The sequence below is a fragment of the Rothia nasimurium genome (genome assembly GCF_049068285.1).
In the GTDB taxonomy this organism is placed as follows: domain Bacteria; phylum Actinomycetota; class Actinomycetes; order Actinomycetales; family Micrococcaceae; genus Rothia; species Rothia nasimurium_I.
On sequence record NZ_JBLKPV010000006.1, the window covers coordinates 127,463 to 152,875 of the forward strand.

17 protein-coding genes and 1 riboswitch are annotated in these 25,413 nt (G+C 59.7%); of the genes, 10 read left to right on the forward strand and 7 right to left on the reverse strand.

Translation table 11 applies throughout. From position 1 onward, the window contains the following. Nucleotides 1–72: 72 nt before the first annotated feature. The 3 genes from ACMXX3_RS06950 (at nt 73) to ACMXX3_RS06960 (ending at nt 4,158) form a co-directional block, all read left to right on the forward strand. Nucleotides 73–1,728, forward strand: coding sequence for an ABC transporter transmembrane domain-containing protein (locus tag ACMXX3_RS06950; protein WP_421084007.1), 1,656 nt, complete (start codon nt 73–75; stop codon nt 1,726–1,728). After that, on the forward strand, nt 1,721–3,463 hold the full coding sequence (locus ACMXX3_RS06955; protein ID WP_421084008.1) for an ABC transporter ATP-binding protein: 1,743 nt from the start codon (nt 1,721–1,723) through the stop codon (nt 3,461–3,463). The genes ACMXX3_RS06950 and ACMXX3_RS06955 overlap by 8 nt, the downstream gene beginning before the upstream one ends. Nucleotides 3,464–3,528: 65 nt before the next feature. After that, complete coding sequence (locus ACMXX3_RS06960) at nt 3,529–4,158, forward strand: cation transporter (RefSeq protein ID WP_421084009.1); 630 nt, start codon at nt 3,529–3,531, stop codon at nt 4,156–4,158. Nucleotides 4,159–4,206: 48 nt separating this feature from the next. On the opposite strand, the gene ACMXX3_RS06965 is transcribed toward ACMXX3_RS06960, so the two are convergent. Further along, nucleotides 4,207–5,715: an OFA family MFS transporter gene (locus ACMXX3_RS06965; RefSeq protein ID WP_421084010.1), complete on the reverse strand. Its 1,509-nt coding sequence runs from the start codon at nt 5,713–5,715 to the stop codon at nt 4,207–4,209. A gap of 298 nt (nt 5,716–6,013) precedes the next feature. On the opposite strand from ACMXX3_RS06965, the gene ACMXX3_RS06970 reads away from it, so the two are divergent. After that, on the forward strand, nt 6,014–7,723 hold the full coding sequence (locus ACMXX3_RS06970) for a formate--tetrahydrofolate ligase (protein WP_421084011.1): 1,710 nt from the start codon (nt 6,014–6,016) through the stop codon (nt 7,721–7,723). A gap of 100 nt (nt 7,724–7,823) precedes the next feature. On the opposite strand, the gene ACMXX3_RS06975 is transcribed toward ACMXX3_RS06970, so the two are convergent. From ACMXX3_RS06975 to thiM, 5 genes are all read right to left on the reverse strand, one after another. Continuing rightward, on the reverse strand, nt 7,824–9,449 hold the full coding sequence (locus ACMXX3_RS06975) for an alpha/beta hydrolase (RefSeq protein ID WP_421084012.1): 1,626 nt from the start codon (nt 9,447–9,449) through the stop codon (nt 7,824–7,826). 172 nt (nt 9,450–9,621) lie between these two features. After that, the gene (dld, locus tag ACMXX3_RS06980; RefSeq protein WP_421084013.1) at nt 9,622–11,337 is read right to left on the reverse strand and encodes a D-lactate dehydrogenase; all 1,716 of its coding nucleotides are present in this window, start codon (nt 11,335–11,337) and stop codon (nt 9,622–9,624) included. 126 nt (nt 11,338–11,463) lie between these two features. After that, entirely contained in the window at nt 11,464–12,990 is a 1,527-nt protein-coding gene (locus tag ACMXX3_RS06985) for a bifunctional hydroxymethylpyrimidine kinase/phosphomethylpyrimidine kinase (protein ID WP_421084014.1), read from the reverse strand. After that, nucleotides 12,987–13,661 (reverse strand): thiamine phosphate synthase, encoded by a 675-nt coding sequence (gene thiE, locus ACMXX3_RS06990; RefSeq protein WP_421084015.1) that lies wholly within the window; start codon nt 13,659–13,661, stop codon nt 12,987–12,989. The genes ACMXX3_RS06985 and thiE overlap by 4 nt, the downstream gene beginning before the upstream one ends. After that, nucleotides 13,658–14,536, reverse strand: a complete 879-nt coding sequence (gene thiM / locus ACMXX3_RS06995; protein ID WP_421084016.1) for a hydroxyethylthiazole kinase — start codon at nt 14,534–14,536, stop codon at nt 13,658–13,660. Before thiM ends, thiE begins: the two co-directional genes overlap by 4 nt. Further along, nucleotides 14,525–14,643: riboswitch (TPP riboswitch) on the reverse strand. It overlaps the preceding gene by 12 nt. A 186-nt stretch (nt 14,644–14,829) precedes the next feature. On the opposite strand from thiM, the gene ACMXX3_RS07000 reads away from it, so the two are divergent. Continuing rightward, nucleotides 14,830–16,308 carry a hypothetical protein gene (locus ACMXX3_RS07000; RefSeq protein WP_421084017.1) on the forward strand — a complete coding sequence of 493 codons (1,479 nt, stop codon included), beginning with the start codon at nt 14,830–14,832 and terminating at the stop codon, nt 16,306–16,308. A gap of 178 nt (nt 16,309–16,486) precedes the next feature. Here the strand turns inward: ACMXX3_RS07000 and ACMXX3_RS07005 are convergent, their stop codons facing one another. Further along, the gene (locus ACMXX3_RS07005; RefSeq protein ID WP_421084018.1) at nt 16,487–17,143 is read right to left on the reverse strand and encodes an MBL fold metallo-hydrolase; all 657 of its coding nucleotides are present in this window, start codon (nt 17,141–17,143) and stop codon (nt 16,487–16,489) included. A gap of 526 nt (nt 17,144–17,669) precedes the next feature. Between ACMXX3_RS07005 and uvrA the strand changes: the two genes are divergently transcribed. The 5 genes from uvrA to ACMXX3_RS07030 all read left to right on the forward strand — a co-directional run bounded on the left by uvrA (nt 17,670) and on the right by ACMXX3_RS07030 (nt 25,378). Beyond that, nucleotides 17,670–20,543 (forward strand): excinuclease ABC subunit UvrA, encoded by a 2,874-nt coding sequence (gene uvrA, locus ACMXX3_RS07010; protein ID WP_421084019.1) that lies wholly within the window; start codon nt 17,670–17,672, stop codon nt 20,541–20,543. A gap of 119 nt (nt 20,544–20,662) precedes the next feature. After that, nucleotides 20,663–21,346, forward strand: coding sequence for a lysophospholipid acyltransferase family protein (locus ACMXX3_RS07015; RefSeq protein ID WP_421084020.1), 684 nt, complete (start codon nt 20,663–20,665; stop codon nt 21,344–21,346). A 100-nt stretch (nt 21,347–21,446) separates the two neighbouring features. Then, nucleotides 21,447–23,402, forward strand: a complete 1,956-nt coding sequence (gene uvrC / locus ACMXX3_RS07020) for an excinuclease ABC subunit UvrC (protein WP_421084021.1) — start codon at nt 21,447–21,449, stop codon at nt 23,400–23,402. 39 nt (nt 23,403–23,441) lie between these two features. Continuing rightward, nucleotides 23,442–24,356: an RNase adapter RapZ gene (gene rapZ / locus ACMXX3_RS07025; protein ID WP_421084048.1), complete on the forward strand. Its 915-nt coding sequence runs from the start codon at nt 23,442–23,444 to the stop codon at nt 24,354–24,356. Then, nucleotides 24,356–25,378 carry a gluconeogenesis factor YvcK family protein gene (locus ACMXX3_RS07030; protein ID WP_421084022.1) on the forward strand — a complete coding sequence of 341 codons (1,023 nt, stop codon included), beginning with the start codon at nt 24,356–24,358 and terminating at the stop codon, nt 25,376–25,378. The genes rapZ and ACMXX3_RS07030 overlap by 1 nt, the downstream gene beginning before the upstream one ends. Nucleotides 25,379–25,413: the final 35 nt, after the last annotated feature.

Sequence of the window (25,413 nt, forward strand, 5' to 3'; positions counted from 1 at the left end):
GGTATTTTTATGCCTTGCGGGTTTACCCACCTCAAGATTTCACACACGCATACACGTTGAGAGAGTAGCCGCATGGCTGAGATAACTGACGAGAAAAAGACGAAACCGCCGAAAGAAAAAGTTAAGTTCCGTATCGCCCCGCCGGGTTTCCGCTGGCGGCCCCTCTTCTTTCTGCCCTTTCCCCTCGATATTCTGACCTCCCTCGCCCTGGTCTTCCTGCCGGTTCTGGTGGGCACGATTATTGACCTGCATACCTCCGGTGATGAGGCAGCTGCCTGGCGGCTGGTCTGGCTGTTAGTGGGCGTAGTGGTCTACCTGTCGATCGTTGAATTTGTGGGCTGGGGCATCACCTTTAGGGTAGTAGCCCGCATCGAGAGGGACTGGAGGCTCTACATCGCCCACCTAATCTCCCGCAGCCCCAACCGCGATACCGGTGCCCTCATTGCGATTTTGAATAAGGACGCCCGGGCAATGGCCCAAATGTGGCAGCCCATGATTCTGGCATTTTCTGCCGTGGGGGTGACGGCCCTGGGCACCTGGCAGCTCTGGCGTATCAGCCCGGCGATTGCGGTGGTAGCCCTGGGAGGGCTGATTCTCACCATGCTGACCCTCACCTGGATTTCTAAACTCCTGGAAAAACACGCAGACGTTTTCCGTGACAAGGTGGGTGTCTCTACCTCCCGCGCCTCTGATATTGCCTCGTCTATTCGCACTATTTTGGGCTTGGGTGCCCAGCGCCGCATGATGGACCGCTACGGGGCAACAGCCCAGGACGTCTACACCTCCCAGATTCGTCTGGAGAGCGTGCAGACCTGGTCCTATGCTGTGCGCAATCTGCTGGTGGGAACCGTGACCTGGGTAGTTATCGCCCTGGCCCTGCGTGGGGCTGCCCCTGAGGGCACTTGGATAACTGAGGTACCCGCCGGTCAGCTGGTCACGGTGGTCGGTCTGATTAACACCCTAACCGGCCCCATCTGGTCGGTGGAGATGCTGCTCTTCTCCTGGCGTAACGCCCGTATCGCCCTCAAACGCGTAGATAGACTTGCAGCTGAGGTTGAGGCTAACTCTCAGGTAGAAGATAAGGACGCCCCCGCCCCGGTTCCAAGGACACAAGCAGGGCAGGCGCTGATTGAGATTCCCCGGGCCAGCACTCCGGTTCACTACATCAACCCGCGCGAAGCCGGGTTGCCTGCCCAGGACTACGCCGAAGCTCTGACCGAAGCCCTGCGCCAAGCACAACCTGCCCCGGGCGGGGAACAGGCGGCAGGCGTCCTCACCGGGGGCGAGCGCGTCCTGCTCTCAGAACCCAACCCCATGATCTTTGCAGGCTCCCTGGCTGAGCACCTGCAGATGGGCACGGAGGGGCTGAGTCGGGAGCACATGATTGAACTCTTGAAGATCACCGACTCCGAAGAAATTGCCTTCCGCCTGGGCGGCCGTGATCCCGAGAGCTACCTGGCCAGTACCCTGGCCTCCGAAGGGACCAACCTATCGGGGGGCCAGCGGCAACGCCTGGCCCTGGCCCGGGCCCTGGCCCAGCCGGCGTCCGTCCTGGTGCTCACCGAGCCCCTGAACTCGGTGGATGAACCCAGCCAGAAGTTCATCCTCAACCAGCTCGAAGCGCTGACGGGCAAACCCGGCCCCCTCGAACACATCCGCCAGATCTACCTGGTCTCAACCACCATGGAGGTTGAGCGACGACTGAAAGCAGGTGAGGCCCGTGGCTAACCTCCTCCCCATTACCGACGGTAAGACCACCTGGCGGCTGCTGGCCAGGTCCATTTTCAAGACCCCCTGGCAGCTGGTTCTGCTGGTGCTTCTGTTCGTGGCTAGTTCCGTGGCAACCCTGATTACCCCAATTATGGTGGGTCAGCTCATTGACCGGGCTACGACCGGGCAGCTGACCGGCTACCCCTGGGCAGAGCTGGCGGTTATCGGTGCTGCTGTACTGGCCGGTGCCCTGCTGGCCCGTGCCTGGACCTTCCAGGGCCAGAAAATGGGTGTGCGGCTCAACCGCGATTTGGGTATTGACCTGGTTGGGGCTTCCCTACATCTGGACGCCCAGACCGTTGAGGACGCGGGCTCTGGCGACCTGGTAGCCCGTCTGACGGACGACGTCGATAGCGTCCGCCAGGTGCTGGCCACAGGCCTGCCTGAATTTGCCCATATCAGCATCTATATGCTGATAACTGCGGTCACGATTTTTACCGTCAACCCGGCTATCGGCCTGGTGACAGTTCCCCTGTTCATCGTCATGACTATCATGCTGAGAATTTTCTTACCCCGTATCGCTCAGCTCACCCGGGAAAAGACCGAGGCAGTCAGTGATTTGACCGTGGTAGCCACCGAGAACATTCGCGGGGCTGCCACAGTGAGCGAACTGGGAATCGGTGAAGCCCGCTCTAAAGTTCAGCAGGATCGTATCTGGCGCACTTTTGAGGTGAGCGACCGCATGGTCGTGGTGCGCTCCGTCTTTTGGGCGGTGGATGCCTTCAATTCCTTCCTGCCCCTGGTGCTCTCCATGGTTTGGGGCGCCTACTGTGTTGAGCAGGGCTGGGCGACCTGGGGCGATGTCGCAACCGCCTCAATCATGCTCTTTACCATGCGGGTGAACTCAGATATCTTCACTTTCTGGCTGGACCGCCTGCGCGAAATGACCGTGACCATGGGCCGCGTCTTCGGCGTCATTGACCTCTCCCACCAGCAGCAGGCCCGCCGGGCCGCAGGGCAAAAAGCTGCCCAGGTAGACCAGACTGTGCGGGGTGCGTCCGCCCCGGTCATCGACCTACAGGGCGTGACCTACGGGTATGACCCGTCCGCCCCCGTCATTAAGGGAGTGGATTTGCAGCTGGTGGCGGGGGAGAGCCTTGCCCTGGTAGGACGCTCCGGCTCGGGTAAGACCACCCTAGCCCGCCTGATTGCCGGGTCCCTGACTGCCGATAGGGGCACTGTGCAGGTGGGGGATCATCTGGTGGGTAACGGGCTCTACCCCACTCAGCCCGATGCCAGCGGCCGCCCCGCCCTACTCATTTGCACCCAGGAGGCCCACGTTTTTGTCGGCACCCTGGCAGAAAACATGCGGGTGGCTGCCCCCGATGCAGGTGACGAGCAGGTTCTAGCCGCCCTCCGCTCGGTGGGTGCCACCTGGGTCGATGACCTGCCAGAAGGCCTAGAGAGCCAGGTGGGAGGTGGCTCCACAGAGCTCACCCGCGACCAGATTCAGCAGCTGGGCCTGGCCCGTATCGTGGTGGCTAACCCCCACGCTGTCATTCTGGATGAGTCTACCACCCAGTTGGAACTGGCCGATGCCCGCCAGTCCCTGGCCGCTGTCATGCGGGGGCGGGCCGTCATTATCATCTCCCACGATGCCCGTATCGCTTCCCTGGCTGATAGGGCTGTGCTGCTTGAGGACGGCGAGCTGGTAGCTGAAGGTAAACCGGAGCACATCTTTGCACGAGCCTAAACTGAGGTACATCATCAGCACCCCACGCATAGACTGGGTGGGGTGCTCGTTGCTAGTCTAGACTCGTGAGTTCAACTAAGACCCCAGCAGATTCCGACCAGTTACGCCGAGCAGTCCTCGTCGTTGCCGGTCTCAACCTGGCCTATTTCTTCGTTGAAGGGGCCATCGCTCTGGCAATCGGCTCAGTGAGCCTCCTGGCAGACAGCGTGGATTTTTTTGAAGACTTCGCCGTCAATTCCCTCATTGCTATCGCTCTGGGCTGGTCGCTGACCTGGCAGGCGCGGGCGGGCAAGGCGTCCGCTGTGATTATTCTTCTGCCCGCTGTAGCTGCTGTTTGGCAAATCGCAACGAAATTCCCGGATCCGGACGCCCCCGATGCGTTCACCCTGTTCGTTACCGCAGGCGGCGCTGTGGTGGTTAACCTGATCTGCACTCTAATTCTGGCTCGATTCCGCACCGGTGCGGGGTCGCTCACTCAGGCTGCCTTTCTTGCCGCCCGCAACGACGTTGCCATTAACCTAGCCATTATTCTCATGGCTGGGGTAACTGCCCTTGTTGGCACCGGCTGGCCCGATCTGGTGCTCGGTGCCCTGATTCTCGTACTCAATCTGGGCGCTGCCAAAGAGGTCTGGGAAACTGCCCACGAAGAAGCCCTGGCAGCTAAGGCATTAGCCGGGGATTTTGACGACGACTAAAGCTCTGCGACGAGATGCGCAGGAAGCTACCAGGGCAGGGGTTTGTCTCTAACTAAAGAGCGCCAGGGAGCGAACGACTGTCTGAGCTAGACCGTAGAACAGGCCTCCTGTGACCAGGATAGTCAGCACCCAGGCTGCCGCAGTGTGGAGAGGGCCGCCGGCATTAACCTTAATGGTTTGGTTATCGGTTCCAGTCTTGCCGTGCCCCGCTAGCATGGCCATATCTTCCTCTGAAGCATGGTGCTTTGCAGCTACCGGCTTGACGAGAAGATTAGCGATGAAACCGACAGTAAGAACACCCACCATGATGAAGAGGGAGGGCTGGTAGAGCTCAGCGCCAGCGGCATCGGGGTTGCCTGACCGTACGGTGTCCTGAACCAGGTTGACGATCAGAGGGCCAGCAATACCGGCAGCTGACCAGGCCGTGAGTAGACGGCCGTGAATAGCCCCGACCTGTAGGGTTCCAAACATATCGCGAAGGTAGGCCGGGATAGTGGCGAAGCCGCCCCCATAGAAGGAGATGATTATGAAGGCGGTAGCGATAAAGAGAACCAGGCTGACGTTACCAAAGAGGGCCCAGATGATGTAGAGGGCAAGGCCTAGCCCCAGGTACATGACGTAGATGTTCTTGCGGCCGATAATATCTGAGGTCGATGACCAGACGAAGCGGCCACCCATGTTGGCCAGGGAGAGCAGGCCGACGAAGCCGGCTGCCGCTGCTGCGGAGATGGGGAAGTAGGACTGAATCATGGGTGAAGCTGATTCCAGCAGGCCAATACCGGCGGTGACGTTGGTGAAGAGCACCGTCCATAGGAGCCAGAACTGGGGAGTGCGGATAGCCTGGGCGGCAGTAACGTTCTGGTTGGTGCGCATGGTGTTGGGCTTCTGCTGGGTCGGGTCAAAGCCGCTGGGCTTCCAGTCGGGGTGGGGGACCCTGATGACGAAGGCGCCTAACAGAATAATCAAGGTGTAGGAGGCAGCCAAGACCAGGAAGGAGGGGACGAGGGCTGAAGTCTGTTCGGTCTTTTCAGCAGAGCCTGAAAAGAGTTCCATGAGCTGGGCTGATACGGGGGAGGCAATCAGCGCACCGCCACCAAAGCCCATAATGGCCAGGCCTGTTGCCATTCCCGGCCGGTCAGGGAACCACTTCATAAGGGTTGATACCGGTGAAATATAGCCCAGACCCAGCCCAATACCACCGAGGGCACCGTAGCCCAGGAAGACGAGCCACAGCTGATTTGTGGTGACCCCGATAGAGGCAATCAGAAACCCAAGGACCCAGCAGGTTCCCGCGGTCAGCATGGACTTTCGGGGGCCAACCCGTTCAACCCAGGTGCCACCCACGGCTGCTGAAATACCCAACATGGCGATAGCGAGGGAGAAAACCCAGCCCACTGCGGTCTCGGTTGAACCGAAATGGGTGACCAGCTGGGTTTTAAATACTGACCAGGCATAGACCTGGCCGATACAAAGGTGGATTGCAAGGGCGGCCGGTGCCATAAACCAGCGGTTAAAAGTGATGGGGGCTATGATGGCCGACCTATCAAGAACTGACATGAAGTATTCCCCTGTGCGTTGTGTAGGCAAATGTACTGATGAGCTTTTAAACCACATTGTCCCACATCACCCCACAGAATGTGCTTCCTGTCATATGGTAAAACTGATTGTGAAGCTCAGGCCCCCTCTGGGCTGCCCCGGCCTCAAACCCCTCAAGCTGGCGGCGGACGTCCTGACTTATCCTTCAAAAACTGAAATATTCCCTCGCTCCCACGGCGTTCCCTGCACCACATAGTATGGCCTAGAGCACTAAACTATGAATCAGCAGTACCCGCTAACAACCAAGGAAGTTCACCCTATGAGCAAGCCCTTCCCCTCCGATCTTGAAATCGCCCAGGCAGCAACCCTGCAACCGATTACCGAGATCGCCGCAGCGTCAGGCATCAATGGAGACCGCCTGGAACCCTACGGCAAGTACGTTGCCAAGGTGCAGTTAACCGATGACACCACCGCCGAAAAGGCCCTGGCCCGCGGCTCAAAATACATCGTGGTAACAGCTGTTACCCCCACCCCGCTCGGTGAAGGTAAGACCGCAACCTCCGTTTCCCTGGCCCAGGGCATGGCTGCCACCGGCCGCAAGGCCATGCTGACCCTGCGTCAGCCCTCCATGGGCCCCACCTTCGGTATCAAGGGCGGCGCTGCGGGCGGCGGCTACTCCCAGATCGTCCCCATGGAGAAGCTCAACCTGCATCTGACCGGCGACTTCCACGCCGTTACGGCAGCCCACAACCTGCTTGCGGCCATGATCGACAACCACCTGCACCACGGCAACGAACTGCGTATCGACACCCGCGCCATCACCTGGCGCCGCGTCATCGACATGAACGACCGCGCCCTGCGCAACATCGTGGTTGGCCTGGGCGAGCGCATGGACGGCGTCCCCCGTGAAACCGGCTTCGACATCACCTCAGCCAGTGAAATCATGGTGATCCTCTCCCTTTCCACCAGCTTCGCCGACCTGCAGGAGCGCCTGGCTAAAATCGTGATTGGCCTCAACGTTGATGGCGACCCCGTCACCGCTGCTGACCTCAAGGCGGACGGGGCCATGGCCGTCATTCTGGCGGACGCCATCAACCCCAACCTCCTGCAGACCCTGGAAAAGACCCCCGCCCTGATTCATGCTGGCCCCTTCGGCAATATCGCCACCGGCAACTCCTCGGTTGTGGCTGACTATGTAGGCTTGGAGCACGCTGACTACGTCATCACCGAGGCCGGCTTCGGTGCTGATATGGGTGCGGAGCGCTTCTTCAACGTTAAGTGCCGCGTCTCCGGTCTGAAGCCGGACGCCGCCGTCCTGGTGGTCACCGTCCGCTCCCTCAAGTCCCACTCGGGCCGCTACAAGATCGTGCCCGGCAAGCCCCTGCCCGAGGGCCTGCTGGCCGAGAACACCGAGGACGTGGAGGCAGGCGCTGCCAACCTGCTCAAGCACATTGAGATTGTGCGCTCCTTCGGCGTGCAGCCCGTTGTTGCTATCAACGCCTTCCCGACTGATTTCGAGTCAGAGCACGAGACAATCCGTCGTATCGCCGAGGAGGCAGGCGCCCGAGTTGCTATTCACCGTGGCGTTGCCGAGGGCGGCAAGGGCGTGACCGAGCTGGCGGACGCCGTCGCCGCGGCCTGCGATGACGTCAGCGAGCTGACCTACACCTACGAGGACGAGGATAGCCTGACCACCAAGATCGAGAAGGTCGCAACTAAGGTCTACGGGGCCGACGGCATCGAGGTCGCTCCGGCAGCTGCCAAGCAGCTGGCCCGCTACGAGGAGCTGGGCTACGGTAATCTGCCGGTCGTCATTGCCAAGACCCACCTGTCGATTTCGGCTGACGCGTCGCTCAAGGGAGCTCCGACCGGCTGGACCCTGCCCGTGCGCGAGGTACGCCTGGCAGCTGGTGCTGGCTACGTCTACGCGATTTGCGGCACCATGCGTACCATGCCGGGCCTGGCTAAGTCCCCGGCTGCCGAGCGGATCGGTTTTGACGAGAACGGCACCATGGTCGGCCTCTTCTAAATCGGCCTTAAAGAGGTAGGTACCATCTAAATCGGTTATACCCACCTAGTTCGTGGGTATAACCGATTTAGATGGTACCTTTCCTGTAAGAGGGCTCTATTTACTCTTGGTCAGAACCTTCAGCCCCCAACTCATCGGGCTGGCACACTGTCCCGTCCTTGGGCACGGTTCCCTCCACCAGGTAGGCGGCTGCCAGCTCATCGACGCAGGTAGAGCGGCCCGAGAAGGACGCCCCGTGCCCAGCTCCCTCAAGCGTTACAAAGGAAGCCTTACCCAGCTGACGGGCCAGCTCCTGGCCGTGCTGGTAGGGAGTGGCATGGTCCCCGGTAATACCAATGACCAGAAGGTCGGTTGACACCTTGGACGCATCAAAAGAGGTCGTGATATCAGTGCCGGTTGCGGGCAAAACCGGGCAGTCAAACTCGGTAAACTCAGCCAGAACCTCATCGGTAATCTCAGGGCCACCGATGAACTCGGGTACACCCACCTCCTTCATGTGGGCGAGCAGGGCCTCCACATCGGGGGTCTTTGGCTTAGAAGGGCAGACCACCAGCTGACCCGCTGTATCAATCTCAGCGCTGTTGCTCGCAATAGCCTGGGCTAGCTCGTCCACAGCGCCCTGATCCCCAGCCTTAGCCTTCCCCAGCAGGTCCAGGCCGTCCCCCTGCATTGCGTCCGGCCCGTAGAGCTGGCTGGTCAGGTAGTCCCGCAGCTCAGAACCGGTAATCTCGGTGCCGTCACTGGCCACCAGGGGCTTATCAGCCAGGGACTTTTGATAGTCCAGCATCTGGCGCTCGCTGGTGAAGGGGCAGGTCACCGCACCGCCTTCCGAGGTGGTGAGTTCAGAGCAGCGGTCTGCCAGGGCCCCAACTGCTTTAGATACGGCCACCATTTGATCGAAGTTATGGGTGAGAGCTCCCCACTGGGCGTTTTCAGCCGAGTCGAGCACCATACGTCCTGCCTTCTCAGGGAAGAGGGTGGCGTAGGTTGCCCCCAACATGGTGCCGTATGAATAGCCCAGGTAATCCAGGCGCTCGCCGCCGGCCAAGGAACGCAGAAGTTCCATGTCACGGGCTACCTGAGAGGTGCCCATGTAGTTGGCAACCTCTGAGCTGGCAGCGCACTCGGCTAGCTGCACAGCAGCCACCTCAGAATCAGACTCGCAGGTAACGGGGGACGAGGCTCCGATTCCGCGCGGGTCAAAACCCCAGAGCTGGTGACTTTCCAGCACGGGGGCAAAGGAGGGGTCGCTGGCCAGCGACATGGCGTGCTGAATTCCGCCGATACCGGGCCCACCGGGGTTGGTAAAGAGGGGCACCTGCTCCTTACCCCCGGTCGATACAGTACGACTGACGGCCAGCTCGACGGTGCGGTTGTCCTCCGGGTCGCCCCAGTTCAGCGGAGCGGTGACGGTTCCGCACTCGTAGTTTGCATAGTCAAAGCCGGTTTCCTTCAAGATTTCTTCGTTCTCGGGTGAGAAGCCGCTGTGCTCGGCTGTGCATTCACCCCAGCTGATGGTCTGGTCGTAGAAGTTCTCAAAGTTCTCCCGCTGCCAGCTGGCCCCGTTCGCCCGGTCAGCGGCAGGAGCAAGCGCCTGATCTGAGGGCTGCTGGTTTGAGGGGATACTGAGGCTGCAGCCTGCTAGCGCCAGGGCGCTGGCACTCAGGACGGCGGTGGTCAACAAGGTGGCGCGGCGGTGGGCGGGTTGTGGACGGAACAGGAACACGGTCACTTCTTTCATAGCTGGCCCCAAGCACCTCGCCAAGGGGTATGCCCAGAGCCAGCTGGATATGGGAATGGGTGGTATCACTTGATACCACCCACTCTATGCTCCTGACTGCTTCTTGTAATCAGCCGTCAGGGTGAACCTACCCCCGCCTCTAGGCGGAATCAGCCTGCTAGGCCCAATTCTTCTTGGGGGAGGTCCCGCCAATTCCCGCGTTGAAGGTGTTGGTAGGATCCATTTCCTTGAAGTGGGCGACCATTTCCTCAGGCATGTGGTAGAGACGGCCGTAGTTGTGTTCTGCCGGCAGCTTGGCCCCTCGGGCCTCGAGCAGCTCCTGGATATCGTCGTGCAGCTTGTGGGGGTCAACGCCCTTCTTGGCGACGTAGTCCTGGTGCATGACGTGGCAGAAGAAATGGCCGTAGTAGGCTGCCGTATCGAGCTGGTCAGCGATGTGCTGGGGCAGGACTTCCAGCCAATCCCAGTCGTCCCGGCGCAGGGCAACGTCAATGGGGATCAGCTCGCCCAGTTCCTTACGCTTCATGGCTGCATAGCGGTTAGCTGCGCTTGCTGCCCCGAAACGGTTGAGGGTAGCGCTCTTGGCCTCGTCCGCGGTGCAGATAAAGAAATCGCCGCTATTGCCTTCTTCAGCAAAGAAGGCCTTGAGCATAGCTTCGCTTTCTGCAGCCTGGGCCGCACTGACGGTGAGCTGGAGGTGGTGTTCAAAGCGCTGGCGGTAGTCAAGCAGACGCTGGGGGAGCTGGCTGGGGATTAGGTCGAAGGCCTTCTGGGAGACAGTATCGGCAAAGGTCGGGCCAATGCCGGGAACCTTGCTGAAGAGATTGTTAGCCCAGGACTTGAAAGCAAAGAGCTTGGTCTGGACGGCGGGGCTCAGGTGCTTGAGGAAGACGTAGGTGTCCTTGCCGTACTTTTCCGCCAGGTCAAAGGCGGTGCGGCCCATGTATTCGGCGGCGATCGGCAGGGGCATGTCAGCGCTCAGGAAGAGGCGGCGGATTCCTTCAAGTTCCTGCGGGGTATGGGTGCCGATGTAGAAGGTGGTGGGGTTCTTCTCCAGCGGGTAGGTGCGGGTTCGGACCGCAAAAATGAGGATCTTGCCCGCTGAGCCGGAGGCTTCGAAAAGGTATTTGGGGTTTGAGTTGTACCGGGCCGGGGTTGGCTCAATCTTGCGCAGGTGCTCAGCGTATTCGGTTTCGCTGGTATCTTCGGGGGCGGGGGTAACGTCCGCCGGGGACCAGTCACCGCGCTGCAGCTTATCCAGGGCTACCTCCGGGTCATCGCCCAGGGAAATGCCCAGATGGTTGACCAGCTCAACCTTTCCTTCGTCGGTGACCCGGGCAAAGATAGCTTCGCGGGTAAAGGCCGGGCCCTTACGGATCTGGCTGCCACCGGAGTTGTTGGCGATACCGCCGATGACCGATGCGCCGATAGAGGTCGAACCAATCACGGAGTGGGGCTCCCGGCCGCGCGGGGTTAGGGCGTCCGTGAGCTGAATCAGGGTGGTGCCTGCCAGGGAAATTGCCTCATGGGCGTCGTTAATCAGGTGGACCTGGTTGATGAGGTGGGTGGACATCAGGACGATGGGGCGATCGTAATCCTGGAAGCCGGGGCCGGAGCCGCCGGTCAGACCGGTGTTGGAGGCCTGGGGAATGACCATAAGGTTGTGGTCAACGCAGACCTGCAGGGCCTTCCACATCTGGACGAGGGTGGTAGGCTTCAGCACCGCAAACAGGGGGCCGCCACCGAACCGGTAGCCCTTGCTATAGGGCATAGTAGCGTTCTCGGCGGTGAGGACGTTGTCATTGCCCAAAATTGCTGTGAGGGCGTCGAGGGCCTGCTGCTGGGAGCCTGATGCCGCTTGAGAGGAAGTCATCTCATGTCTTTCTATTGCTTGTTGTCCCGGTCAGCGGCAGTGGTGCCGACCGCCGGGAGAGGGTGCCGAAGGTCTCGGTAGGGTCACTTTTATCTTCCGGCGGTGGCTAGGGCACTGTCAAGCAGGTCAGGGGCGGCGGTGGCTTTGGTCGAAAAAGTTAAGCTCGTGGTGGGCAGCCTGTTGGTAGGCTTCTGCTGCCAGGGACCGTAGCCGGGGGCTGGCACCAGCTAGGGCCTCCTCAACGTAGGCGATAGCCTTGCCCACAGAGTCCTTGAACTCTTCTGACCCGTACATACTCAGCCAGGCAGTGTAGGGGTGATTGGGAGCATTAGCTTCTGCCAGCACTTCCCCTACCTCTGCATAGAGCCAGTAGCAGGGTAGGACGGCTGCGGCCGCCACGGGGTAGTCCTGGGTCCCGGCGGCGGCAGTGAGAAAGTCCGTGTAGGCCCGGGTGACAGGGGACAGGCCGGCAGAAAGGTAGTCGGCGCCCAGCCATTCCCCGTGCAGGAGGGACTCTACTGTGATACATTCTGTTGCCCCTCGGGCCCAGAAGACTTGCTGGTCAGAGGTAGGAGCCTTAGAGCTGAGAAGAGCCAGGGCCCGTGAGTACTCTCGCAGGTAGAGGGCATCCTGGTCCTGGTAGAAGGTGAAATCCTCAGCCGGGAGGCTACCGTCGGCTAACTGGCGGATGAAGGGCAGGTCCAGGATCTGCTTCCAAAGCCCACCGGTCAGCGACCAGAGGGCTGCCGTGTGCGGCCCGGCGGCCGGTATCCGGGGAGCTGGGGCGGCGTCGTCCTGAAAATCTCCGAGACGGACGGGGGCGGCCTCAGCCGCCTCAGCCTGCTTCCACAAGCGCCAGAAGTGATTGATTGGCCCGTGACCGGAACCGACCTCAAGTAGGTGGCCGGTGGCAATAGCCCCGTGGAGCCAGTTGGTCACCCAAGTCAGGGCATCAGGCAGGCTGTCGCCTGCCCCCAGCCGGGTTGCGAGCGCCGCGGAGAGGGAACAGCCCGTCCCGTGCGTAGCGGTGGTGGCAAGTCGGGGCTTCCTGATAACAGCCTGAACCCCAGCAGCAGTAACGAGGGCGTTGCCCGCTTCCTGATCAGCCAGGTGGCCACTTTTGACAATCACTGCAGCGTCATAAGTTTGGGCGACTTTCTGTGCTAACGTGCAGGCTTCCTCCCAGCAGGTTGGCTCTGCTTCCTGGGCCAAAATTGCTAGTTCAGGGGTGTTTGGGGTGAGGACGGTGGCTCGGTGGGCAAGGGTACGCAGGGCCTCTTCAGCGTCAGCTTCAAGCAGGCAATCACCGCTGGTGGCAACCATTACCGGGTCAAGGACGAGCACCCGGTGGGGGTGGGCATCCAGCCAGGAGGAGACGGCGTCAATATTCGGCCGAGAACCCACCATGCCAATTTTGATAGCGTCAATCTGCACATCGTCGCTGACAGCTTCAAGCTGGGCCAGCAAAAAAGCGGGGGTCGGCGCCTCGATGGACCGTACTCCCCGAGTGTTCTGGGCGGTTAGGGCGGTGACGACGTTCATGCCGTACCCGCCAGCTGCTGCTATGGACTTGAGATCAGCTGCGGCTCCTGCCCCGCCGCTGGGGTCAGTGCCGGCAATGGAGAGAATTCTGGGAACTGGGTAGGTAGTCATGTACTTTTTCCTTCAAAGAGGTTTCGTAGCTGCCGGGCGGCCTGGGCTGGGGTGGGGGAGCCCATGAGGGCTGAGACGACGCAGATTCCGTCCACCCCGGTAGATGCTAGGTGGGCTGCATTGCTGGCCTGGATACCTCCGATGGCAACACTGGCGATACCGGCTGCTGAGGCTAGGTTGGCAAGTTCGGTGATTCCTTCTAGCCCCAGGGCCGGGGCGGCGTCCGGCTTGGTGGGGGTAGCTGCCAAAGGGCCTAGCCCGAGGACGTCCGGGGGACGGACCCCAGCCTGACGGCAGGTCACTAGGCAGGAGTCGAGATGGCTTCGGTGGTTAATGGAGAGGCCAATCATCTGTTCATCGGGAAGGAGCTGGCGGGCCTGAATGTAGGGCATATCGTCCTGCCCGATGTGAAGGTGCAGACCCAGTCTGAGAGCCAGGTCTACCCGGTCGTTGATGAAGAGGGGTACCTGCTCAGGTAGGGCTTGTTGGAGGGCTAGGGCCTGCGGTTCTAGTTCCCGATCACTGGCTTGTTTATCTCGTAACTGAACGACGCTCACCCCACCCTCAACAGCTTTCAGGACGTGTCCCACTACGTCTTCCGCGGGCAAAAATCCCGGGTCTGTGACCAGGTAGAGGGACCAATCAACCGGGTGTGGGCAGGGAAGCTTCATGCCTGGCCGTCCTTGCCAGCTGGGTGCAGGGTGACCAGCTCTAGAATCTGCTCGGGGGTCAGTTCAGCCAGGGCGTCTAGCCAAGCCACCGCAAAAGAACCGGGCCGGGTGGGGTGGAGTTGGCCGGCAACTACCCCGGCGGCCTTGGTATGGGCGTGGGCGGCGACGACGGCAGCGTGCAGATCGAGCCCCTGGGCCTTAGCTGCCCCGGCGTAGGCGGCCACTAGGGCTCCGAGGAAGCAACCGGTACCAATCACCTGGGCCATTGTCGGGTGCCCGCCTTTGACAGCCGTGATTCGCTCACCGGTAACGACGTAGTCGGTGGCCCCACTAATGGCCACCGTGGCCCCGGTGCTGCTACTGAGGTGCCGGGCCGGGGCGAGCACGTCCTCGGGCCGGTCGGTGGCATCCACCCCGCGTCCACCAGCGCTGGCACCTCCTAAGACCCCAATTTCTGAGGCATTTCCGCGAATCACGGCGGGGGAAAGGGGGAGAACCTCGCGGTAGAAGTTGGTTCGGGTGGTCAGGGCCCCGGCAGCTACCGGGTCAAGGACCCAGGGGGTGCCAGCCTGCCGGGCTCCGGCAATTGCCTGCCGCATGCCCTCGTACTGTTCGGGGTTAGGGGTTCCACCGTTGATGAGTACCCCAGAGGCCAGCTGGGCAAAGTCAAAGGATTCATCCGGGGTATCGCACATGGCCGGGGCAGCCCCTGCCGCGAGTAAGGCATTGGCGGTGATGTTACTGACGACGGCATTGGTCAGGCACTGCACCAGCGGCGCAGCTTTCCGCATGGCTTTGATTGCCTCAAGGACGTCGGTAGTTAAGGACGGTGAAGGCACAGATGGGTGCGCGGAAGTAGAGTCATGCCCGTGCATGGGTTTCCCTTCGCTAGTTCTAACTAGAGCAGGTTCAGTGGGTATAATCTCAGCCCCTGACCTGACCCTTGGAGAAGGGCTAGCCGGGAGCACCCCAAACCAGTTGTTGGATTTACACTAACAAGTTAATTGAAGGGAAGCAAGAAAAAAATTAAATAAAAACTTGTATTTACTGGGGGAGTTCTTCGCCATTCCACCTTCCCCAGCGTAACAATTCCCAGTGAACGTCCACTCAAGGCCTAGGGCACTAACATGGTTCTTACCCCCATTGCACTCACACCAAGGAAAAAGCCATGAAAGCTACGACCACCACACAAGCTCTTGGACTCAGCGCCACCCTGCTCCTAGCTGGCGGGGCCCTGGTTCCCGCTATTGCGCAAGATTCAGCGCCAGTAGCCAGCTCAACCCCAGCCTCCAGCCCGACCGTCCTTGCCACCCCCACCCCGACTGGTGAGCCCTCCACAGTGGTAGCTGTGGAAGGCGTTGATTTCATCTTCATCGGCCAGCGGTACAACCTGGAAGCTGGCAAAAAGTACCAGTACACCCCTGAGCTGTGGACCTTCGGCATAACCGGCGAGAAAATCGAATTCGGTGAGGGAACGGTTTTTGCTCTGACCGGGGTCACTGGGGAAAACTTCTCAGCAACCATTGACCCGGCAACCGGCATCGTCACCGCTGAATGGGCCCAGGGCGCTACCCAAGGGGCTAACGGGGAATTTGAGGTGACTGTTACCCTCCCCGGCGGGGCAACTATCCCCACCACAGTCAACCTAACCCTGGGGCAAGCTGAATTCCCCACCGAGGCCAGCGCCTACGACATTAGCTACTTTGGCGACAACATCTTTACAACCCTTGAAACAGGTCGCGACTTCGGTCTTTCACCCACCTACACCAACCTGAAAGACCCTAAAGTAGAAACTGAAGGCCTACCCGCAGGTGCAAGGGCCCAGCTCATCGAGTCCCCCACTGAGCCCGGCATGGTTATCAATCCAGAGAATGGATTCATCGCCTTCCTCTTTAACGAGCTGCCCACCGGGTACTCCGAGTATCCCTTCACCGTTCGGGTCACCTTCTCAGACGGTTCAAGCAAGGATATCGAGGGTGTAGTTGTCTATGACCCTAAAGAAGATAGGTTCCAAACCACTCCTTACAATGAACGCTACCAATACCTCTTGTCAGGCGACTCCATAGTTGGTTCTGAAGCTACTGGCGTCCTTAAAGCCTTCTTCCTTGATACCGTGGACGCCACCGAGGTAGTCCAGCCCAGCGGCACCACCTTTGAAGTGCTCAACGCTCCTGCTGGTATAACCCTGACGGTCAATAATGAAGGTGACATCACCTACGCCATCGATACCAAGACTGCTGTAGCTGGTGAGAACCGGTACCCCTTTGACCTGAAGATTAACTATTCAGACGGTACAAGTGAAACCGCGTCTATCGTTATCGTCTACACCGGCCAGGGCCCAACTACCGCAAAGCCTGAACCCATTCAAACTCCAGCTCCTGTTGAATCACCTGCTCCGGTAGCCACCACCGACCCGGCTGCACTTCCCTCTGTAGCGCCTGAGAGCCAGGTAGCCCAGGGTAGTGTGCAGGGTGCAACTACTGCCGGTTCCACAAAGGCAGCGGCACCTGCTCCCGTCGCCCAGCCGAAGCCCCAGAGGGCTGAGCTGGCCCGTACTGGCGCAGATTCAATTGCGCTGGTCGTCGCTACTGGCCTGGTCACCCTAGCGGCAGGTGCTGCCCTAATTGCCCGCCGCACCAAGGCATAAAAGCACCCACCTTCTGTCGATAAAACAAAAAGCTGAGCCTGTCTACCAGTAACCGGTTGTACTGTTAGGTAGGCTCAGCTCTTTTGTATCCGTTGAAAATCTGCAGTTAGGGATCAAGCCTGACCAGGCTGAATTCACTGTTCAGTCCTGAGGCCTCCGTACTTTCTGGTGTAAACCATTACCAGCCCCGGGCCTCCCACTCAGGCAGATGGGGACGTTCCTTGCCCAAAGTTGTGGATGCACCGTGGCCCGGCAGTACCAAGGTGTCGTCACTAAAACGGTCAAAAATTCGCTCTGAAACATCAGCAAAGAGCTGTTTGAAATCTTCAGGTGACCAGGTTTTTCCTACCCCGCCCGGGAAGAGCGAATCCCCGGTGAAAAGCAGGACCTTCTCACCGGTGTCCGCCCCAGAACCTGCAGGTAACCGCAGCACCAGGGTAATAGAACCTGGGGTGTGACCGCGCAGGGAGATCACCTCAAGGTCGATTCCTGCAAGGGTGAGGTGCTCGCCGCCGACCAGTCGGTGCTCAATGTCTACTCCTTCTTGCTCTGATATGGAATCAGCGTCTGGAGCCCCGCAGTAGGTTGTTGGAGCCCACGCTGCAACGGCAGCTGGAAGGGCCCTGATATGGTCCCAGTGGGAATGGGTGGTAATGATGGCGCGGACGGCGGCACCCTCGTCGGCAGGCTCGGCAGCCGGGCTTTCGTCCACGAACTTATCTACCTGGTGGGCCTCGGCGGCGAAGGCCTTGATTGCCTCAAAGTCATCAGCTGCGTCAATCAGAACCTGATCCCCGGTTGCCCGGTTGGTGAGCAGGTAGACATTATTGCTCATCTCTGACACCGCTATTGAGCGGACTGTGACTGTTGGTGATTCAAAAATAAGGGTGGTGCTCAGGTCCTTCATGCTTTCCAGTCTAAGTCTGGTTATCAAGTTTGGACCAGGTGTGGGTCAAAAATGCCCCAAATTTAGGCTGAAATTGAGCTGGACCTGGTCCAAAGGCTGTGGGGCAGGTGTCAGTCCCACATTGGACCAGGTGGGGGTCAAAAATGCCCCAAATTTAGGCCTAAATTGAGCCGGACCTGGTCCAAACAGCACAGGGAAGGGCTCTACCCCCACTTTGGACCAGGTGGGGGGCAAAAATGCCCTCATAATGGGCCGAAATTGAGCAGAATCTGGTCCAAACAGCGCAGGGAAGGTCTCTACCCCAACTTTGGACCAGGTGGGGGGCAAAAATGCCCTCAAAATGGGCCGAATTTGAGCTGGACTTGGTCCAAAGGGTGTGGGGTGGGCGTCCTTTTCATCAGGACCCAAAAAGCATAGAATATATCTTCGAAACATTCTCTTAGATAGGTGACTCATGGCAGGCTCAGCCACCCAGCCCCTCGGCAACGACCTTACCCACATCCGCGTCCAGGGCGCCCGCGAAAATAACCTCAAAAACGTCAACCTGGACATCCCCCGCGACGCCATGGTCGTCTTTACCGGCCTCTCCGGCTCCGGCAAATCCTCCCTGGCCTTCGACACCATCTTCGCCGAAGGCCAGCGCCGCTACGTCGAATCCCTCTCCTCCTACGCCCGCATGTTCCTGGGCCAGGTCGATAAGCCCGACGTCGACTTCATCGAAGGCCTATCACCGGCCGTCTCCATCGACCAGAAATCAACCTCAAAAAACCCGCGCTCAACCGTCGGCACCATCACCGAAATCTACGACTACATGCGCCTGCTCTGGGCCCGAGTAGGTCACCCCCACTGCCCCGAATGTGGCGAAGAAATCTCCAAGCAGTCCCCCCAGCAAATCGTCGATACGCTCATGGACTACCCCGAGAAAACCCGCCTGCAGGTGCTTGCCCCCGTCGTCTCAGCCCGCAAGGGCGAATTCGTTGACCTCTTCAAAGAACTCTCCACCGCAGGTTACGCCCGTGCCCGCGTGGACGGCGAGGTCATCCAGCTGACCGACCCGCCCAAACTGGAAAAGCAGTACAAGCACACCATCGAGGTCGTTGTTGACCGCATTGCCATTAAGGAAAGCGTCCACCAGCGCCTGACCGACTCCGTCGAAACCGCCCTGGGGCTCGCCGAGGGTAAGGTGCTCATCGACTTTGTGGACGAGGACGCCGACGCCCCGGGCCGCACCCGCTCCTTCAGCGAAAACCTGGCCTGCCCCAACAACCACCCCCTGGCTGTTACCGAGGTTGAACCCCGAGCCTTCTCCTTCAACTCACCCTTCGGTGCCTGCGCAGCCTGCGACGGTATCGGCTCCACCCTCGAAGTGGACACCGACCTCATCGTCCCCAACCCCGACCTCTCCCTAGCCGAAGGCGCCGTTGCCCCCTGGGCCACCGGTAAGGCCACCAGTGAATACTGGCTCCGCCTGCTAGCAGGCCTGGCCGAAGAACTAGACTTTGACCTGGCCACCCCCTTCAAGGACCTTTCCGCCAAGGTCAAAAAAGCCATCCTCAACGGCAAGGACTATAAGGTCACCGTCGCCTACAAAAACCGCTTCGGTCGCGAACGCCGCTACACCTCCGGCTTCGAAGGCGCTAGCGCCTACATCAAGCGCAAGTACGAAGAAACCGAATCAGACTGGTCCAAAGACCGCTACGAACAGTACATGCGCAAGGTCGCCTGCACCTCCTGTAAGGGCTCCCGCCTCAATCCCACCATCCTGGCCGTTACCGTCGGCGGCAAATCGATTGCCGACGTCACCGAGATGCCCATGAGGGAGGCCCTCACCTTCATGCGCTCGCTGACCCTGAGCGAGCGCGAGGCCAAGATCGCTGATTTGGTCCTCAAGGAGATTGACGCCCGTCTCCAGTTCCTGCTGGATGTGGGCCTGGACTACCTGAACTTGGCCCGTTCAGCTGGCACTCTTTCAGGTGGTGAAGCCCAGCGTATCCGCCTGGCAACCCAGATTGGCTCCGGCCTGGTGGGTGTGCTCTATGTTCTTGATGAACCCTCCATTGGTCTGCACCAGCGCGATAACCGCCGCCTGATTGAAACCCTCACCAAGCTGCGCGACATGGGCAATACCCTGATTGTGGTGGAGCACGATGAGGACACCATGAAAGAGGCAGACTGGATTGTGGACGTTGGCCCCGGCGCGGGCGAGCACGGCGGCCAGATCGTGCACTCGGGTACCTACGCTGAGCTGCTTGAAAATACAGAGTCAGTGACCGGTGACTACATGGCAGGACGTCGCGCTATTACGGTTCCTGCCACCCGCCGTCCGATCGACCCGCAGCGCACCATTAAGGTCATTGGGGCCCGCGAAAACAACCTTAAGAATGTTGACGTGGAATTCCCCCTGGGTGTTCTCACTGCCGTGACAGGTGTTTCCGGCTCGGGTAAGTCCACCCTGGTCAACGATATTCTCTACACCGCCTTGGCCAATAAACTCAACGGGGCTAAGCAAGTTCCGGGGCGCCATAAAACCATTACCGGCCTGGACCACCTGGATAAGATCATCCACGTAGACCAGTCACCCATTGGCCGCACCCCGCGATCCAACCCGGCCACCTACACCGGCGTCTTCGACCACATTCGCAAACTCTTTGCCGAAACCACTGAAGCCAAGATGCGCGGCTACCAGCCCGGCCGCTTCTCCTTTAACGTCAAGGGTGGGCGTTGCGAAGCCTGCTCGGGTGACGGCACCCTGAAGATTGAGATGAACTTCCTGCCCGACGTCTATGTTCCCTGCGAGGTCTGCAAGGGCAAGCGGTACAACCGTGAGACTCTTGAGGTTCATTACAAGGGCAAGACTATTGCGGACGTCCTCGACATGCCCGTCTCGGAAGCCGCCGAGTTCTTCTCGGCCTTCACCAAGATTTCCCGCTACCTCGATACCCTGGTGGAGGTTGGCCTGGGCTATGTGAGGTTGGGGCAGTCTGCCACCACCCTCTCCGGCGGTGAGGCCCAGCGAGTCAAACTAGCTACTGAACTGCAACGCCGCTCCAATGGCCGCTCCATCTATGTTCTGGACGAACCCACTACAGGCCTGCACTTTGAGGATATTCGTAAGCTCCTGGGCGTGGTGCAGGGCCTGGTCGATAAGGGCAACACTGTCATTACGATCGAGCACAATCTGGACGTTATCAAGAGTGCCGACTGGCTCATTGATATGGGGCCAGAAGGCGGCGACGGCGGCGGCACCGTGCTGGCCACCGGCACCCCTGAATACTTAGCCACCGTCCCCGAGTCACATACCGGCCGTTTCCTGGCAGAAATGCTCTAAGGAGCTCAGCGCCGGGGTATGCTACTTAGGGAAGCCGACCTTGGAAAAAATTCACTAAAAATGCAAATACGCAGGTTGGTTTGCCAGCTAGCACCAGCGACCAGAAGACAGGAGCCTCCATGTCCCTGAAGTACAAGGCCACCCAGAAAACAGTCGAAGCGGTTCTCCGCACCGTTTTCCGTGCCCGCGTTACCGGCCTTGAAAACTTCCCGGCAGAAGGGCCTGTGATTGTGGCCTCCAACCACCTGGCCTTCCTGGATTCCGTCATCATCTCTGCCCTCATGCCCCGGCGGGTAGCCTTTTTGGCCAAGAGCGAGTATGTCAATTCGCCCGGCCTCAAGGGTAAGGCTATGAAAACCCTCTTCCAGGTCATCGACATTATTCCCGTCAACCGCACCGATAAGAAAGAGTCCATGAAAGCCCTGGACCAGGCCCTGGCTCGTCTCCAGGAGGGCAAGGTCTTTGGGATCTATCCCGAGGGCACCCGCTCCCGGGACGGCTACCTCTATAAGGGGAAGATCGGGGTGGCCTGGCTGGCCCATATGACGGGGGCGACGGTCGTCCCCATTGGCCTGATTGGTACAGATAAAATTCAGAAGCCTGGCTCTAACATGATCTACCCCAAGCGCTTCACTGTGCGGGTTGGGCAGCCCATGACCTTTGAAAAGCTGGGGGAGGCCATGAGCGGAAAGCAGCGCCGTCAGACCACCGACCAGATTATGGACGCCATCGCCCAGCTCTCTGGCCAGCCCCGCAAGAACGAGTACAACGTCTCTCCTTCAGCTGAGCGGGATGGCGGGTAGACACTGACCGGGAGGCGGCTCGTCCGGCTTCTAGCCCAGCTCTGGAATTCCCCGCCCCTCACCTGCCTTATCCCACCCTCCACGAAACGGAAAGACTACCTTGGCTGACCCCGCAAACTACCGCCCTGCCCCCGGTGAGATCCCTACCCAGCCAGGGGTCTACCGATTCCGGGACGAGGTTGGCCGTATCATCTATGTGGGCAAGGCTAAAAACCTGCGGAACCGGCTGAACTCCTACTTTGCCAGGGTCGATTCCCTTAGCCCAAAAACCTACGCTATGGTGCACACCGCAGCCTCGGTGGAGTGGACGGTTGTTGGGAGCGAGCTGGAATCCCTGCAGCTGGAATACACCTGGATTAAGGAATACAAGCCCCGCTTTAATATCGCCTTCCGCGATGATAAGTCCTACCCCTATCTGGCAGTCACCCTGAAAGATCGCTTCCCCCGGGCCCAGGTCATGCGAGGGGAGAAGAAGAAGGGGGTGCGCTATTTCGGCCCCTACTCCCAGGCCTGGGCGATTCGGGAGACCCTTGACGCCCTCCTGCGGGTCTTCCCGGTGCGCACCTGCTCTACGGGTGTTTTCAAGCGGGCCCAGGCGTCCGACCGTCCCTGTCTGTTGGGCTACATCGATAAATGTGCCGCCCCCTGCGTCGGCAGGATCAGCAGGGAAGAGCACCAGAAAATTGCTGAAGACCTCTGCTCCTTTATGGCAGGTGGTGCCGAAAAGTTTATTGCTGACCTCACCGCCCAGATGAAGGCCGCTGCTGCTGACTTTGAGTTTGAAAAGGCTGCCCGCCTGCGTGATGATCTAGAGGCCCTTACCAAGGCCTTTGAGCGCAACGCCGTGGTGCTGGCAGACTCCGTCAATGCAGATATCTTCAACTATGTTGAAGATGATTTAGAGGCAGCCGTCCAGGTTTTCTATGTGCGGGGCGGACGCATCCGCGGCCAGCGGGGCTGGATTGTTGAGAAGGTTGAAGACTCAAGTCCTCAAGCCCTGATGGATCACCTACTGGTGCAGGTCTATGGCGAATCTGTTGCCGTCATGGCCGCTGGGACCACAGACGAAGAAATCAGCCATAATCTTCACGAGATTCCCCGCACCGTCAACGCCCCTGTGCTTCCGGAAAACCATGAAAAACTTGAAGAGTGGCTATCTGGGGTGCGCGGGGCTAAAGTCAGTATCAGCGTGCCCCAGCGGGGGGACCGGGTCGAATTGATGAAAACGGTGGGGGAGAACGCCCGCCAGGCTTTGACCCTCCATAAGACCCGCCGGGCGGGGGATCTCACCACCCGATCAGCCTCTCTCGTGGAGCTCCAGGAAACCCTGGAACTGCCCGAGGCCCTGATGCGCATCGAGTGCTACGACATCTCCCATGTGCAGGGCACCAACGTGGTGGCCTCTATGGTGGTTTTTGAGGACGGCCTGCCCAAGAAAAGCGACTACCGCAAGTTCTCGATTACCGGGGACGCTGCCCGTGACGATACCGCCAGCATGTACGACGTGATCTACCGCCGCTTCCGGCGTTACCTGGCCGAAGAAGCTCCCGGGGCCCAGGACCTTTCCTCCGGGCAAATCAGCGAAGATGACCTTCATACCAAGGAGCCGGCCAAGTTTGCCTACCCGCCCAACCTCGTCGTCGTCGACGGCGGCCAGCCCCAGGTTGCTGCTGCTACCCGTGCCCTCGAAGACTTGGGAATCACCGATATCTATGTGGTGGGCATTGCCAAGCGCCTAGAAGAGCTGTGGCTACCGGATGATGACTTCCCCGTCATCCTGCCCAGAACCTCTAATGCCCTCTACCTGATTCAGCGCATCCGCGACGAGGCCCACCGTTTTGCCATTACCTTCCACCGCAGCAAACGGGGCAAGGACATGGTCAAGTCAGCCTTAGATTCTGTTCCCGGGCTTGGTCCAGCCAAGAGAGAAGCCCTCATCAAACACTTCGGCTCCCTCAAACAGCTGACGGAAGCTAGCGAGGAGCAACTCCAAGAAGTTCCGGGCATCGGCCCGGCCATGGCGTCCACCCTACGGCAACATTTTTCCTCCCCCTAGCCCCTGTGCGCTAGGCTATATACAGTGACCCCCGTCAACATGCCAGTTGAGAGAAGCCCCATGACTCTATCTGCCGATAAAGCGACCAAACCCCAGATCCTCGTCATTACCGGCATCTCAGGTGCCGGCCGAAGCACTGCAGCGAATACCCTCGAAGATGAGGGCTGGTACGTCGTTGATAATATTCCCCCGCAAATGCTCAACCAGCTTGCCCAGTTGGTGATTGATTCCCCAGCCACCATGCCCAAGGTCGCGGTAGGGATTGACGTCCGCGCCCGCCGCCTGTTCAAGGACCTCAACGAGGCCATTAACCGCCTGCGGGCTACGGCAACTGACATTGATTTTTCAATCCTCTTTATGGATGCCGCTGATCAAGACATTATTGCCCGGTTTGAGGCCCAGCGGAGGCCCCACCCCCTCCAGCGGGGCGGGTTGGTAGCTGAAGCTATCGCTGAGGAACGTAAGCTCTTCGCCGACCTGCAGGAATCAGCTGACTTCATTATCGATACCACCGGTATGAACGTCCACCAGTTAGCGAAAAAGGTGCGGGAAACCTATGCCCCGGGCCGGGAGCGGATGGTCAATATTACGGTGATGAGCTTCGGCTTTAAGTACGGCACCCCCTCGGACGTACACTACATGGCTGATATGCGCTTTATCCCAAACCCCCACTGGGTGCCTGAGCTGAGGTCCCAGACCGGTAAGGACGCTCCCGTCTCCGACTTTGTCTTTGCCAACCCCGGAACGACCGAATTTGTTGATTCCTACATTGAGGCCCTCAAGCCCGTCATTGCCGGCTACCGCCGGGAAGGCAAGCTGTATGCGACCTTCGCCATTGGGTGTACCGGCGGCAAACACCGCTCGGTTGCTGTGACCGAAGAGGTGGCCCGGCGTCTCAAAGAGCTGGACGATGTCAATATCTCTATCCACCACCGTGACATGGGGCGGGAATAATGTCTGAGGCAACTCGTATGACCCGGTTCCCTGAAACCGGCCTGCTCCCCATTACTGTGCAGGGCCATGAGACTCCGGTTCGGGTTACAGCCCTGGGCGGTGGCCACGGCCTTTATGGCTCCCTATCTGCCCTGAAACTGGTGACTTCTGCCCTGACAGCAGTTGTCACGGTGGCTGATGACGGAGGTTCGTCGGGGCAGCTCCGCAGGGAGATGGACGTTCTTCCCCCCGGGGATTTGAGAATGGCCCTGTCAGCTCTCTGCGACGATACCGACTGGGGGCGCACCTGGCGGGACGTCATGCAGCACCGGTTCACTTCCCGCTCGGAGGACCGGCCTACCACCTTAGAAAACCACGCCTTGGGCAACCTTCTGATTGTGACCCTCTGGGAGCTTCTGGACGACTGCGTGGCTGGCCTTGACTGGGCCGGGGCCCTGCTCAATGCCCGAGGCCGGGTCCTGCCCATGTCCACCACCCCCCTGGTCATCGAAGGCGATATCGTCTCAACAAATGAACACGGCGTGACCTTTCGGGATACCGTCCAGGGGCAAGCCACCCTGGCCAAGGCGGGAACAGTTGAAAACATCCACCTGCTGCCTAAGGACGCCCCCGCCTGTGAGGACGCAATCCGGGCTGTCCACGACTCAGACTGGGTAGTGTTGGGGCCCGGCTCCTTCTATACCTCGGTCTTACCCCACCTGCTTCTTCCGGGCTTACGGGACGCTGTTCTGACCACGAGCGCCAAAATTTGCCTGGTGATGAACCTGGAACTTGACGGTAACGAAACCCGGGGCATGAGTGCTGCCGACCACCTTCTCGTTTTGCGTCAATACGTTCCAGAACTTAGGGTTAATACAGTTATTGCTGACCCACAGGCAGTGGGGGAGCAAAGCGCCTTTGAAGACGTCGCTGCAACCCTCGGTGCAACCGTGCATTGGGCTTCGGTTTCAGAGACCGGCCAGCCGGGGGTCCATGACCCCCTTAAACTGGCTGCAGCCTACAAAGAAGTATTCAAACACTGAACCCGGTACGACTGAACCCTTGTCAGTACACACCT